At 49.4% G+C, this 14,675-nt stretch carries 10 protein-coding genes; 8 read left to right on the plus strand and 2 right to left on the minus strand.

The genetic code is table 11. The features are described 5' to 3' along the window. Window positions 1–17: 17 nt before the first annotated feature. Both gntK and H615_RS0115555 read right to left on the minus strand, forming a co-directional pair. Window positions 18–1,553, minus strand: coding sequence for a gluconokinase (gntK, locus tag H615_RS0115550; protein ID WP_027956008.1), 1,536 nt, complete (start codon window positions 1,551–1,553; stop codon window positions 18–20). After that, a complete protein-coding gene (locus H615_RS0115555) occupies window positions 1,546–2,274 on the minus strand; it encodes a GntR family transcriptional regulator (RefSeq protein ID WP_027956009.1) in 729 nt (242 codons plus the stop codon). The genes gntK and H615_RS0115555 overlap by 8 nt, the downstream gene beginning before the upstream one ends. Window positions 2,275–2,477: 203 nt before the next feature. On the opposite strand from H615_RS0115555, the gene H615_RS0115560 reads away from it, so the two are divergent. From H615_RS0115560 to H615_RS0115595, 8 genes are all read left to right on the plus strand, one after another. Then, complete coding sequence (locus H615_RS0115560) at window positions 2,478–3,302, plus strand: PRD domain-containing protein (RefSeq protein ID WP_027956010.1); 825 nt, start codon at window positions 2,478–2,480, stop codon at window positions 3,300–3,302. A 209-nt stretch (window positions 3,303–3,511) separates the two neighbouring features. Beyond that, window positions 3,512–4,894 (plus strand): sucrose-specific PTS transporter subunit IIBC, encoded by a 1,383-nt coding sequence (locus H615_RS0115565; RefSeq protein ID WP_027956011.1) that lies wholly within the window; start codon window positions 3,512–3,514, stop codon window positions 4,892–4,894. An 84-nt stretch (window positions 4,895–4,978) separates the two neighbouring features. Continuing rightward, entirely contained in the window at window positions 4,979–5,932 is a 954-nt protein-coding gene (locus H615_RS0115570) for an aminoimidazole riboside kinase (RefSeq protein WP_027956012.1), read from the plus strand. Window positions 5,933–5,935: 3 nt separating this feature from the next. Beyond that, complete coding sequence (locus tag H615_RS0115575) at window positions 5,936–7,387, plus strand: glycoside hydrolase family 32 protein (protein ID WP_027956013.1); 1,452 nt, start codon at window positions 5,936–5,938, stop codon at window positions 7,385–7,387. A gap of 485 nt (window positions 7,388–7,872) precedes the next feature. Next, complete coding sequence (locus H615_RS0115580) at window positions 7,873–9,150, plus strand: glycoside hydrolase family 68 protein (RefSeq protein WP_027956014.1); 1,278 nt, start codon at window positions 7,873–7,875, stop codon at window positions 9,148–9,150. Window positions 9,151–9,212: 62 nt separating this feature from the next. Next, complete coding sequence (locus H615_RS0115585; RefSeq protein WP_156896507.1) at window positions 9,213–10,541, plus strand: glycoside hydrolase family 68 protein; 1,329 nt, start codon at window positions 9,213–9,215, stop codon at window positions 10,539–10,541. A gap of 160 nt (window positions 10,542–10,701) precedes the next feature. Further along, window positions 10,702–12,522, plus strand: coding sequence for a cell wall-binding repeat-containing protein (locus tag H615_RS21875; protein WP_051254738.1), 1,821 nt, complete (start codon window positions 10,702–10,704; stop codon window positions 12,520–12,522). 130 nt (window positions 12,523–12,652) lie between these two features. Then, complete coding sequence (locus H615_RS0115595) at window positions 12,653–14,638, plus strand: acyltransferase family protein (protein ID WP_027956016.1); 1,986 nt, start codon at window positions 12,653–12,655, stop codon at window positions 14,636–14,638. Window positions 14,639–14,675 lie beyond the last annotated feature (37 nt).

Raw genomic sequence — 14,675 nt, forward strand, 5'->3', positions numbered from 1 at the left:
GTAAACCCTCCGTTTGTTTAGTTGGTTAAGTTTCGTTGGTAATTGGCAATGCTGGCGTAGTTTTCTTCCAGAGATCTGGACAGCTGGATGAACATCGGAAGCAGCTGGCGGTATTCATGGACCGCTTCTTCCTCCGGTGTATGCTTGAAGGTGCTGCCGATCATCCCGGATACAATATCGAGTGAATCTGTCCGGCCTGTAGCGTAGAGTCCTAGAATACAGGCTCCAAGACAGGAACTTTCATAGCTTTCCGGCACGACAACCTCGGATTCGAAGATATCGGCCATCATCTGGCGCCACACTTCCGAACGGGCAAACCCTCCGGTCGCCTGAATTCTTGTCACCGGTCCGTCCATGCATTCCGTCAGCGCAAGGAAAACCGTGTACAGGTTGTAGATGACCCCTTCCAGAGCAGCTCGGATCATGTGCTCTTTTTTATGGGATAACGTCAGTCCGAAGAAGGAGCCGCGTACATCCGGGTTCCAAAGCGGGGCCCGCTCACCAGCCAGGTAAGGGTGGAAGAGCAGTCCGTCTGATCCCGGTCGGACGCCTTCTGCGATTTTCGTCAGCACTTCATAAGGATCGATGCCGAGGCGTTTCGCCGTTTCTGTTTCCGAGGAAGCAAATTCATCGCGGATCCAGCGGAGAATCATGCCGCCGTTGTTGACCGGTCCTCCGATGACCCATTGATCTTCGGTCAGCGCGTAGCAGAAGATCCGGCCTTTTTCGTCGGTCTGCGGCTTGTCGATCACTGTGCGGATTGCTCCACTTGTGCCGATCGTAACGGCGATTTCCCCTTTTTTGATGGCGTTGACTCCAAGGTTGGAAAGGACCCCATCACTGGCTCCGATTACAAAGGAAGTGTTGTGATCAAGACCGGTAACCTTGGCGTATTCTTCTTTCAGTCCGGTGAACAGAGAAGTCGTGGAAACGAGCTCAGACAGTTTTTCACGGCCGATGCCGGCGACCTCAAGGGCTTCTTCATCCCAGTCGAGCTTCTCCAAATTCATCATCCCTGTCGCTGAAGCGATGGAATGATCGATCACATAGGTACCGAACAGTTTATAAAATACATATTCTTTGATTCCGATATATTTATAGGTTTTGGAATCGATTTCAGGTTGTTCCTGGACGAGCCATGTTATTTTGCTGAGCGGACTCATCGGATGAATCGGTGTACCCGTTCTCCGGTAGATGCTGTGCCCGTTCCACTCGGTTTTGATTTTTTCCGACCATTTCTCACTGCGGTTGTCCGCCCATGTGATGCAGGGGGTGATCGGGCTGCCGTCCTTATCGACAGCAATCAGGCTGTGCATCGCACTGCTGAAGGATACGAAGGATACGGCTTTGTCCGCATGGGCCCCTTTAACAAGTGTGACCGCTTCCAAAACAGCCTGGAAAATTTCCTCCGGGTCCTGTTCCGCTGTTGAGATGTCCGGCGTATGTAGGGGATAGCCGACATTCGCTTTCTCCACGACTTCTCCTTGTTCGGTGAACAAGACAGCTTTTGTACTTGTGGTGCCGATATCGACACCCATCATATAGTTAGTCATCGCTTTCGACTCCTTTTGAATAGATCTGCTGTGACCTCCATAAATCCTCGACACTTCCTTGGACGTCATCGAAATTTTTGTGCAGCGATTCGACCATAAGATCGCGGTCTTTCTGACGGATGGCTTCGATATACAATTCATGGTTGTTGATGATCCGTTCGAAATCGTCGTACTTTTCCTTGAAGCGCATGCGCATGGAAATAAGGATCAGGCTTTCCAGTGTCGGCTTCAGGTTCTTCCAGATCATGAAAATGTGGGAATGATCAATAGAGCGGATGATCGTTTCGTGAAACAGGACATCTTCATATGAGAAATCGTCAGCATCTTTGTACTTGATGGCGATCTTCATCATTTCCATTGTCTTGCTCAGTTCCTTCACAAGTTGCGCTGTGTCCTTTTTGACGAGTCGTTCGAAAACGAATGTTTCGATCAAAAGACGGACATCATAGATTTCCTGGATTTCCTTTTCGGACAGTTCAAGAACGACCGCTCCCATCCGTTCCAGACGGATCAGGTTTTCCGATGCGAGCAGCTTGAGGGCTTCGCGGACCGGGGAGCGGCTGACGGAAAATTCGGTGGCCATCTGGTTTTCGGAAAGCTTTGAACCGCTTTCAATCAAACCGGCAATAATCCGGATCCGAAGCTCAGAGGCGACACGTTCGCCGGCCGATGCTTTATTCAGCCATTTTTCAGGATATAAATAAGGGATGGAATCTGTCATCGATTCACCTTCTTTAATGGTTTTCGTATACTTGTCTAACTTGTATACAAGTATTGTGGCATAGATTATGGAAATTGAAAACGCTTTTAACGGATTTTTTTAAAACGCTTTCTTCTGGCCCTGGGCTGACGGGGCCTGAGTGTGTCATAAGGGGAAGCATTCGTGGTAAACTGTTAGGAGATATTATGGACCGGAGGGGCTTTATGCGCATTTTTAAAATTTTGAACAACAACGCCGTGGTCGTTTATGACGGAGGACAGGAAAAAATCGTGATGGGAAAGGGACTGGCTTTTCAAAAGAAGCGGAACGATATCGTCCCCAAAAACAAAATCGAAAAGATCTTCCTGCTTCGGGAACAGTCATCAGAAAAGTTCCAGCAGCTGCTTGCGACACTCCCGGAAGCGCATATCGATCTGGCTGAACGGATTATCAGTTATGCGGAAGGCCACCTGGAAGCGCCTTTGAATGACCATATCCATATAGCGCTTACGGATCACCTTTCCTTTGCGCTCGAACGTCTCGAGCAGGGATTTCCGATTCACAATAAGCTGACGCATGAAATCAAATTCCTCTATAAGAAGGAATATGAAGCGGGGCTGTGGGCGAAGGAGGAAATCAAGAAGGTGCTGGGCGTGGATATTCCGACCGATGAGGTCGCGCATATCGCCCTGCACATCCATACAGCCAAGATGGACTCCCCGTCGATGCAGGAGTCGCTGCAGACAGCGACGGTTCTCCGGGACATCGTAGAAAAAGTGGAGGAGACCGCCGGGCTGACGATCGAAGAGACAAGCATCAATTATCAGCGTCTTGTGACCCACCTTCGTTATGCCTTGAGCCGTGTGGAGGAAGGCAGCCAGTTCGAACCGATTGACGAAGATATGCTCGAGCTGATAAAAATGAAGTACAGCGATGCATTCCAGGCGTCGGAAAAGGTCGCGGCTTTTTTGAAAGCAGAATACAGCATCGATTTTCCTGAGTCTGAAATCGCCTATATCGCCCTTCATATTCAACGATTGATGAAGTGATCGTTTTTGATTGAAAATGGTTGACGATAGCGTTTTCATCGTTTAGAATAGGAGTCAATCCAAAGTTGAATAATGTAGGATTGTTACTGCAGTAGCAGGCAAGACCTAAAATGTGTAAAGAAGCATAGGTGTATCCTTTTTCAGGGACCTATCCGCATTCTTTATGCGTTTTAGGTCTTTTTTATTGGAAAAATAAAGGAGGAATCATCATGAATCACAAAGAAGTTGCTGAACAGCTTGTCCCTCTGCTTGGTGGAAAAGAGAACATTGTCAGCGCCACTCACTGTGCCACTCGTCTCCGCCTCGTTATGGATGATGAGAGCAAAATAGATAAATCGGCTGTGGAAGAACTTGATGGCGTCAAAGGGGCGTTCTCAAGCTCCGGCCAGTATCAAGTCATCTTCGGAACGGGAACCGTGAACAAAGTATTCGCCCACTTCGGCCCGCTTGTCGGCGCGTCCATGGGGGAGGAAGAGGAAAAGAAAGACGCCTCCGTTTCCCATAAAGATGCAGCAAAAAGCAAAATGAACCCGTTCGCCCGTTTTGCGCGGACGCTTTCCAACATCTTCGTTCCGATTATCCCGGCTATCGTAGCTGCCGGTATGTTGATGGGGCTGCTCGGTTTGATGCGTACGTACGAATGGATGGACCCGGCCAGCGGACTATTTGTCATGCTGGATATGTTCTCCTCTGCGTCCTTTATCATTCTGCCGATTCTGATCGGTTTCAGTGCAGCAAGAGAATTCGGAGGGAATACGTATTTAGGCGCTGTTATCGGGGGGATTATGACCCACCCGGCCCTCTTGAATCCGTGGGGGCTTTCTGATGCCCAGCCGGAAACCCTTGACTTCTTCGGCTTCGGCGTTGAAATGCTTGGGTATCAGGGGACTGTTATCCCTGTTCTGTTGACGGTCTACGTCATGTCCTGGCTTGAAAAGAACTTCCGTAAGATCGTTCCGAACGCTGTCGATCTTCTGCTTACCCCGTTCCTTACCGTTATTTTCACCGGTTTCGTAGCGCTCCTTGTTGTAGGACCGCTCGGCCGTGCACTTGGGAATGGATTGACAACGGCTCTTGATGTGGTCTATGAAACGGCCGGTCCGATTGCCGGACTGATCTTCGGGGGCTTGTACTCTACGATCGTATTGACAGGGGTACACCACAGCTTCCACGCCATTGAGGCGGAGCTGTTGAATAACGTCGGCGGAAACTACCTGCTTCCAATCTGGGCGATGGCCAACATTGCTCAAGGGGGAGCGACACTTGCCGTCTTCTTTAAAACACGCAACAAGAAAACGAAAGAAATCGCTCTTCCAGCTGCCATTTCCGCATTCCTCGGAATTACAGAGCCGGCGATCTTCGGTGTGAACTTGAAGCACCGCCGCCCGTTCATCGGTGCAGCTATTGGTGGTGCGCTCGGCGGAGCTTACGTCGTCTTCACCAAAGTCATGGCGAACGGTATCGGTCTGACAGGTATTCCGATGTTTGCGATCGCGCAGGACCCGATCAACTACGGAATCGGCTGTCTGATCGCTGTCGGCGGTGCGGTCATTGCCACTCTTCTTCTTGGATGGAAGGAAGAAGCGAAGTAAATCCTTTTTTCAAGTCCTTACCAGCTTGTCTGGTAGGGATTTGTTTCGTATGATTCATACAAAGGTTCAAAGGAGGAATTAGTGATGAAAAATGGTGTCATCTCGCTCGGTGAAGCGTTAATCGATTTTATTCCCTTGGATAAAAACAATGTGAACTACCAGAAAAGTCCCGGCGGTGCTCCGGCTAACGTGTCGGTCGGTCTCGCAAGACTCGGGGTTCCATCCACGTTCTTAGGGAAGGTCGGCGATGATGTTCTCGGACGTTTTCTGAAGACAACCCTCGAAGATTTCGGTGTGCAGACCCATGCCATGCCGTTGACGGGTGATGTGCGTACGGGTGTTGTGTTCGTGACGAACGCGGAAGACGGAGAACGCAGCTTCGATTTTTATATCCATCCCAGTGCGGACCAGTTTTTAGAGCGCTCCGATCTTCAGGAATCTGACTTTGATACACACAAAGTGCTTCACTTCGGTTCCATCTCCATGATCGGAGATACGGTAAAAGATACGACGAAGCGGGCTGTGGAGCTGGCCAGGGAAAAAGGGATGCTGATTTCCTATGACCCCAACCTGCGCATGATGCTTTGGCCATCTGAAGAACAGGCCCGCGAAACGATCATTTCCATGCTCGGGGAAGCGGATATGCTTAAGCTTTCTGAAGAAGAGCTGGAATTCATCACAGGAGAAAAAGAAATCACGCCCGGCCTGAAAGCCCTCGAGAAGTATGAAATCCCTCTCGTTCTCATTACCATGGGCGGAGACGGAAGCTATGTTTCTACGAAAGAAGGCGTCGAGCACGTACCGGCGATGAAAGTAAAAGCGGTCGATACAACAGGGGCTGGAGATGCGTTTGTCTCCGGTATGCTTTATCAGCTGAACCGTTATGAGGGGAACATGGAGGAACTGACGCTTGCGGAAGCTGTGAAAATGGCAGAATTCGCAGCCGTTTCCGGAGCACTGGCTGCATCGACAAAGGGAGCGATGACGGCCCTTCCGACCATCGAAGAAGTTCAAACACGCCTTCAGTCAGGAGAGTAATCGATGTCTAAAGATCAAGAACTGCGAAAGAGCGCTTATGAAGAAATCGAAAAGCATCAGTCTCTAGTGGAGAGCGATCCGTATCGTCTCCATTACCACATCATGCCTCCTGTCGGTTTGTTGAACGATCCGAACGGCTTCATTCAGTTCCAGGGCACGTACCATCTGTTTTATCAGTGGATGCCGTATAAAACCGACCACGGTGCTAAACTGTGGGGGCATTACTCATCCGAGGACCTTGTCCACTGGACGCATGAAGAGATCGCTCTGACACCGTCCGAGTGGTTTGAAAAAAACGGCTGCTATTCCGGCAGTGCCATCGAGCATGACGGGAAGCTCTATGCCTTTTACACAGGAAACGTAAAAGATGAAAATGGAAACCGGGAATCGTACCAGTGTCTCGCTGTATCCGAAGACGGCATTCATTTTGATAAAAAAGGGCCCGTCGCCCATCTGCCTGACGGCTATACCGCCCACTTCCGCGATCCGAAAGTATGGAAGCAGAACGGCCGTTGGTTTATGGTCATCGGCGCACAGACGGAAGATAAGAAAGGGGCAGTCGCTCTATTCACCTCAGAGAATCTGATGGACTGGACCCATGCCGGTATTCTTGCCGGCGCCGGTCAGGAACCTCTCGGGGAGTTCGGGTATATGTTTGAGTGCCCGGATTTATTTGATCTGGATGGACGTGATGTGCTTGTCTTCTCTCCGCAGGGGCTGGAAGCGGACGGCATGAACTATCAAAACGTTTACCAGGCTGGCTATGTGACAGGTACCTTCGATTCGGAAGAAGGGACGTACGAGCATGGTGCATTTACAGAGCTTGATCACGGTTTTGACTTTTATGCGCCGCAGACGACCCTGGATGAAAAGGGACGCCGTCTTTTATTCGGCTGGATGAGTGTACCGGATCAGAATGAGCAGGATCACCCGACGATTGCCCATAAGTGGCTGCATAACATGACGCTGCCAAGAGAATTGACGTGGCAGGACGGGCAGATGCACCAACAGCCGGTTCAGGAATTGGAAGCACTCAGGCAGGGAGATGCCGTTGATCATCAGGTCAGCCTTAACAAAGAGAGCCGTACCCTGGATGGTGTTCATGGGAAAGCCGTTGAATTGATGATGAGTGATATCGACGTTGCAGAGGGCTGGATGAGTGTGGCCATCGGTGGAAATGCAAGGATTCTATATTCCAGGGGTCAACAGGTGCTCACCCTGGAACGCCAGAGCTATGTGGATGGAACCGTCGAAAAGCGGCAGGTGGAAGTACCGCAGCTTGATAGTCTGAGGATATATGTAGATACGTCCTCCATCGAAGTTTTCGCTAATGATGGTGCCTGCGTGATGACCGCCCGGTTCTATCCATCTGTTCAGGACACGAGCATTCGTTTCAGCAGTTCAGCAGCTGCAAGCTTCTATCTTCACAAATGGAACCTTGCAAAAGTTTTCTAGGTATATAGATGTGCAAAAGACAGACGGGACCCGTCTGTCTTTTTTATGTCTTATTTCCTATAAAGCGCTTCACATTGTAATGGTTATTAACGACTTAAAAATACTGATGTGAAAGGATTTAATCGTAATTTTACTATTCTCGGAAAAGAACAAACATTCGTTGGAGTATTGGTTCTTTCTATTCATTTAACGAACATTCAAAGGGGGGTATAAAGGACGTATGAAACTGGATTTTAGAATGGTTTAAATGGGAATTTATTACATTGAATATCCCTCTTCTCCCCTATTTTTACATTTTGTGCAATCCTTTGCATAGTAGTGGAGAAATCGCTGTCATCCTTGTGAAAGATGCCTTTTCATGACTTTTGGCATAAGCGTGAATGGCGGGATTTCCGGCGTTGACCCCCCCTGTTTTACCACGTAAAGTTAAGACGTGTTCCGGAGCACACTTCATATACTTAACAATTCTGGAGGGGAAAGAAAACATGAAACAAAATCATTCGCTCTTATCTAAACTGGCGCTTTCTGCTTTTATCCTGATCGGCACGTTTGCCCAGCTCCCAACAACTTCTCACGCAGCATCCACAGATGACACACCTGTGTGGTCCCGTGAAGACGCGCAAAACTTCACGTTAACAGATGAAAACACAGCCCCAAACATTGATTCCTTTACAGATGTTGCCCCGGACTACTGGATCTGGGACACATGGCCGCTTCGTAACCGTGATGGTTCCATCGCCAAGATCAACGGGTACTATGTACAGTTCGCGCTGACAGCGAGCAAAGAATACACATGGGGCGGCCGCCACGATCATGCGGAAATCCGCTACTTCTATTCTAAGAACGGTAAAGATTGGGAAATGGGTACGGTCCCTTATGACACGGACAAGGCGCTTGGTTACCGCCAGTGGGCCGGCTCAGCAATGATGGAGAAAGACGGCACGATCCACTTGTTCTACACGGCTGCAGGACGTAAGGATGAAGGTCCGACATTCGAGCAGCGTCTGGCTAAGACCACATTTGAAATGGATTACGATAACAAAGAAGGTTTCCAGGTAACGAACAATGGCGACCACCAGATTCTTGCTGAAGCAGATGGCGAGTATTACGAGACACAGGAACAAAAGACCGGAAGCATTATCTATTCTTTCCGTGATCCTTGGTTCTTCCAACACCCTGAAACCGGCGAAGAATACATCATCTTCGAAGGAAATACCGGTGGCGATGAAAAGACACTCGAAGAGAAACACATTGGTGATGTAGACGAAGACGTTCCTGCCGGCGCTGAAGACTATAACGGAAATGTCGGGATTGCTAAAGCAGAAAACGAAGACCTGACAGAATTTGAATTAATGCCGCCTCTTCTGGAAGCGAATGGTGTGAACCAGCAGCTGGAACGTCCACACGTTGTCCAGAAGGGTGATGACTATTACTTGTTCACCATCTCCCACCAATTTACGTTCGCTCCAGGACTTGAAGGTCCGGATGGTCTTTACGGCTTCCACGCCAACTCCCTTTTCGGTGATTACGAGCCGATGAACGATACGGGTCTTGTTATAGCCAACCCGGCTGAAGATCCATTCCAGGCATACTCCTGGGCCGTGCTTCCACACGGACAGGTGATCAGCTTTGTGAACGAATACCATGATGAAAATGGAAACTTCCAGCAGGGTGGATCCTTTGCCCCAACGCTTAAACTGAAGTTGAAAGGTGATACTTCTGAAATTAAGCGTGAGATGGGTGAAGGTGAAATTCACGGGTAAGTTTTGATGAACAAAGCCGGCACGACCTGCCGGCTCCCTGTTTATAAACAAGGAGGAGAACGATGAAAACAAATACATGGATGAAACGTTCCTTTTTAGTGACGACCGCTCTTGTTTCCACGCTGGCATTTGGCAGTTCTGTTTCTGCAGAAACCAGTCAGACTTCCAACTGGACGATTGAAGATGCCTCACAGATTGAGCGCACGAAAGATACAACCGCGCCTTATATCGAGCCGGATTTTGAAAAAATGGCTCCAGAACTTCATGTTTGGGATACATGGCCGCTTCGTAACAAAGACGGCTCGGTCGCCAAAGTGAACGGCTACTACGTGATTTTCTCCCTGACGGCTCCGTCCGACCTGCTTCCAGGTAAACGACATGATGTAGCGACAATCCGCTACTTCTATTCCAAAGACGGCAAGAGCTGGGAGCTTGGCGGAGAGGCGTTTGATCCAACGGGCGCATACGGTTCAAGGCAGTGGGCCGGCTCTGCGATGATTGAAGACGGGGAATTGAATCTGTTCTATACAGCTACAGGTCGTAAAGGGGAGGAAGACGTCACCTATGAACAGCGTCTTGCTCTTGCCAAAGGAGATGTCAACGCATCTTCTAAAGGCATTTCTTTCGAAAACTTTAACCACTCAATTATTCTTGAGCCTGAAGGTGAACACTACCAGACAGAAGAACAGGCGGAAGAGGGGGACATCGGCTATACGTTCCGTGATCCATGGTTCTTCGAAGATCCGAAAACAGGGAAAGACTATATCCTGTTCGAAGGCAACTCTGCCGGAACACCAGCGGAGCGTACGCTGGATACGAATTATATCGGAAGCAGCTCTTTCCAGAATGACTTCAGCTTCACAGACGAAGGGTTTGCAAAATTATTCAACGGGGCGATCGGAATTGCTGAAGCAACGAACGATTCCTACACCGAATATGAAGCCCTACCACCAATTCTGGAAGCGAATTACGTCAACCAGGAGCTTGAGCGTCCGCATATCGTAACCAAGGGTAATCAATACTACTTGTTCACGAATACGCATGAACATAAATTCGGACCGGACCTCGATGCGCCGGACGGCCTGTATGGTTTTTCGTCCGATGAACTGACGTCCGGCTATGAACCGCTGAACGACAGTGGGTTAGTCTTGGCGAACCCGGAAGAACATGCGTACCAATCCTACTCGTGGATGGTCCTTCCAAACGGAAAAGTGATCAGCTTCTATAACTTCCATGATCTTGATGGAAAGAACATCTCAGATCTTGGAGGAACGACTCCGGAGTATCAGATGTCCCACTTCGGTGGTACACTGGCGCCGACCATCAAGCTTGCGATCCAGAATGACAAAACCAAAGTCATCAAGGACGGCCATCCGGGGAAAATTAAATAACTTCGATTGAACCACCGGCTCTTCATAAGAGCCGGTGGTTTTTTGAATTTGTTATAAAAGTGCAATTGTGAAAGATCAGCTGGAAGATTTTCTCACAAGTATTCCAATTATTTTTATAAATGGTAGAGTTATAGATGATTAGGAAGAAACGGGGGATTGCATGAAAAAAGTGAGCGGACTGCTGCTGGCTTCGGTGTTGGTATTCGGAATGCTGCCGACCGTTACATCAGCGGCAGATGGAACGTATGCCTGCGAAAACTATGAGGAGATTTCCTGTTCAGACATTGCTGAAATGCTGACGGAAAAAGCATTGGAACGGAATATTCCACCGGAAGTAGCCAAAGCAGTCGCCTTTGCTGAATCCAACTGGTCGCAGTGGACGGATGACGGACAAACGAAAGCGAATGTGAATAAAGAGGATGACGGCAGTTTAGGCATTGGAATTATGCAGGTGACGGATGATGGATACGATACAGAGCGGTTAAGAAGCGACATCGGCTATAACATGGACGTTGGGCTGGATATTCTGCTCGATAAATGGAAGCTTGCGGAGCGTGGAGTGATTCCGACCGTTAATGACGCATCCAAGGATGTTATTGAACATTGGTATTTTCCTGTTATGGCCTACAACGGTGTCGTGGAAGTGAACAGCCCGGTCGTGAAGGCGGACGGTTCGGTCAATACCGATGCCTATCAGGAGAAGGTCTTCCGCTATATCGAAAACTATAACAACGGAATGGCGCTGACAGATCTTCCTTTTGAAAAGGATGACTTCATCTATGACCCTTCTGATAATGATGCAGAAGTGAAATTTGCCGTAGACCATTATGATGTCGACGGGCCGCTGACGAAATCGCGGCAGATGTTTGAGGAAGGTGATACGGTCATCACAGTCGACGGCACAAACGTGCGCCGGACAAAGGATGGAAACGGCGGCTTCCGTCTGAGTGATAGACAAGAAGCGGAAATCATCGATGCTTCCATTTATTATGATGAGTCGGATCAATCACCGGCCCGCCACTGGGTCCGTTACCGTATCCAGCTGGAGGACGGAAGAACCGGCTACGTGGCTTCGGGCGCATTGACGCCGGCAACGACACGGTTGAAGGGCGCGACCCGTATAGAAACAGCTGTGGAGATATCCAAGGAAGGATGGCAGGATGGAGCAGAAACGGTGGTTCTTGCGAAAGCGTTTGATTTCCCAGATGCTCTTTCCGGCGCCCCGCTGGCCTATCAAAACGATGCGCCTGTTCTATTAACGAGATCAGGAGAATTGACCCCGGCGGCTAAGGAAGAAATTGAACGCCTTGGAGCGGACAAGGTGATCATTTTAGGGAGCACCGGTGCGGTGAGTGAGAGGGTGGAGAATCAGTTGAATGACATGAACCTCTCATCTGTGGAGCGGATTGGAGGATCGGACCGTTATGAAACGGCTGCTCTTATCGCTGAAAGTCTGAACTCGGATTCCGGGGAAGCAGTGATCGCCACAGGCCGGAACTATCCGGATGCGCTGGCGGCTGCCCCATACGCAGCGAGGCAGGGAGTACCTATTCTATTAACAAGACCCGAGTCTGTCCCGGAGGTTACGTTAAAAGCGCTTACAAATACAGCGACTGCCCATGTTATTGGAGGAACCGGTGTCATCAGCGAAGAAGCAGCGTCCCAGCTGCCTGCAGAAGTGGAAAGGATTGCTGGAGATACGCGGTTTGATACAGCCGCAGAGATCATTGAAACGCTGGACGTCGGTCATCAGCAGGCCCTTGCCGCTACCGGCTATAATTATGCGGATGCTCTTACAGGAGCTGTGCTGGCTGCCAAAAAAGATGCCCCGCTTCTGCTTGTCAGAAAAGAGGAGGTCCCTGAATCTCTTGAGAACACGATCCAGAAGCGTTCCATCCGCGATTACATTCTGCTTGGCGGGGAGGATGTCGTCGATGTTGCAGCCCCTTTAACGAAACTTGCCAACCAGGTGAGTCAATAACTTATGGATATCCTTTTGTAAAAACTCTGCAAATCTAGTAAAAATATCTCTTGAAAGGTTCACAGTCTTGGAGGGGTCCGATATGCTGAGAGGATACATAGGAGGAGGAGAGAAATGGAGATGGTGATGAGTGAATGATTTAAGGACCTCTGAGAAAAGATTCCGTCCGGAAATCGAAGGCGTGCGTGCGGTTGCCGCCTTCCTTGTGGCGGTATACCATATATGGCTTGGATCGGTTTCCGGCGGTGTGGATGTATTCTTTATCGTTTCCGGTTACCTGATAACGACATCCCTGCTTTCCAAAATGCTCAAGCAGGGAAATATCCATTTAGGAGAATACCTGCTGGGGCTTGGACGCCGGCTGTTTCCGGTTGCGTTTATCGTCGTGCTGTTCACCCTTGTCGGCTCCATCTGGATTCTTCCGCAGGCCCAGTGGAAGCAGATCATCGCTGAAGGATTCGCTTCGGTGTTTTATTTCCAGAACTGGCAGCTGGCCTTCAGTTCCGTTGATTACCTGGCGCAGAACAACCAGGCGAGCCCTTTTCAGCATTTCTGGGCATTATCCGTACAGGGGCAGTTTTACATAACCTGGCCGATTGTCATCACGGCCGCCTATTTTCTTGCACGTAAAGTTTTGAAGACACCGGTCCGGAAAACACTGCTCGGCGTGTTGATCACATTGTTCGTGTTATCTATTTCGTACTCTGTTTACAAAACGGCCGTAAACCAGCCGTGGGCCTACTTTGATACGTTTGCGCGTGCGTGGGAGTTCAGTCTCGGAGGAATCGTCGCTTTGCTTCTGCCGTATGTGAAGCTGAACAGACGTGTGTCTGTGATTTTTGGGTGGACCGGCCTGGCCGTCATTTCTCTTACGGGTATCCTGCTTCCGGTATCCACTGTTTTTCCCGGATGGGTCGCTCTTCTACCGGCCTCCGGCGTGATTTTTGTTATTATATCGGCTGAAAACAGCGGCGGATTCGGTGTGGACCGTCTGTTAGGCTCCAAGCCTTTCCTCAAATTCGGAAGCATTTCCTACGGGTTTTATTTGTGGCACTGGCCGCTTTTGATTTTCTATTTTGCCTGGTTTGATACCAGTCAGGCATCAATTTTCGCCGGGGCGGTCATTATAGCAGCTGCCCTTGTGCTTGCTTATGTAACGGTAACCTATATTGAAGCCCCCGTCCGTAACTTGAGCGTTAAAACGTCGAAGGTGAAAATCGGAAAAGCGCTCACCGCCTTGATTGTCCCTGTTCTTCTCGTTAATGGCGGATGGAATTTTTACGTGAGTCAGATGCAGGGGAAGGCTTATGAGGCAGGGGACTATCCAGGTGCTCAGGCCGTCTTCTATAATGTAGATGCGGAAGAGCTGGATCCTTATCCATCGACCATTGAAGTGCAGGAGGAGCTGCCTGCCTTTTATGAGGACAGAGAATGCTTCATGTATACGAGTGAAGAAGGGATGAAAACTTGTTCTATGGGAGAGACGGAGAATCCGGACTATACGGTTGCCCTCGTCGGTGGCTCCCACTCCGGACACTGGTTCCCGGCCCTCAGTGAACTGTCTGATGATCTGAATTTGAAAATCGACCTTTACAATAAGGATGCCTGCCGGTTCTCCAACGATGATTTTGACGGGCTGTTGAACGAAACGTGTATGGAATGGAATGAAAAAGTGCTGCAGGATCTCCAGGAGGACCCGCCGAATCTCGTCTTTACAACATCCACAGTCAATAGTGGAGCGACGGTGCCGGACGGCTATCTTGAACAGTGGAAGAAGCTCGAAGGGACGACTCATATTATGGCTGTGCGTGATAATCCGCGGATGAAAGAGGATACGCCGCTTTGTATTGAGGAAAAGGGGTCGATTGAGGATTGTGCGGTTTCCAGAGATGAAGCCTTATCTGATGTCGTGCCATGGGAAAATACGGATGGTATCCCGGAGAATGTTACATTCGTGGATTTGTCGGATTACTTCTGCGGGGAAGAAGTGTGTGAGCCTGTCATCGGCAATGTTATTGTATACCGTGACAAACACCATTTGAGTACAGCTTACTCCAAAACCCTTGCGCCTGCATTGAAGGAGCCTTTAGAGGAAGCGCTGCAGAAACAATCCTAATAAAACGGCAGGAGAACGTCACACGTTCTCCTGCCGT

Source organism: Halobacillus kuroshimensis DSM 18393, from assembly GCF_000425705.1.
Lineage (GTDB): Bacteria > Bacillota > Bacilli > Bacillales > Halobacillaceae > Halobacillus > Halobacillus kuroshimensis.

Coding starts and splice junctions, on each gene's coding strand:
- gntK (WP_027956008.1), bottom strand. CDS start 1,553: ATGACTAACTATATGATGGGTGTCGATATCGGCACCACAAGTACAAAA.
- H615_RS0115555 (WP_027956009.1), bottom strand. CDS start 2,274: ATGACAGATTCCATCCCTTATTTATATCCTGAAAAATGGCTGAATAAA.
- H615_RS0115560 (WP_027956010.1), top strand. CDS start 2,478: ATGCGCATTTTTAAAATTTTGAACAACAACGCCGTGGTCGTTTATGAC.
- H615_RS0115565 (WP_027956011.1), top strand. CDS start 3,512: ATGAATCACAAAGAAGTTGCTGAACAGCTTGTCCCTCTGCTTGGTGGA.
- H615_RS0115570 (WP_027956012.1), top strand. CDS start 4,979: ATGAAAAATGGTGTCATCTCGCTCGGTGAAGCGTTAATCGATTTTATT.
- H615_RS0115575 (WP_027956013.1), top strand. CDS start 5,936: ATGTCTAAAGATCAAGAACTGCGAAAGAGCGCTTATGAAGAAATCGAA.
- H615_RS0115580 (WP_027956014.1), top strand. CDS start 7,873: ATGAAACAAAATCATTCGCTCTTATCTAAACTGGCGCTTTCTGCTTTT.
- H615_RS0115585 (WP_156896507.1), top strand. CDS start 9,213: ATGAAAACAAATACATGGATGAAACGTTCCTTTTTAGTGACGACCGCT.
- H615_RS21875 (WP_051254738.1), top strand. CDS start 10,702: ATGAAAAAAGTGAGCGGACTGCTGCTGGCTTCGGTGTTGGTATTCGGA.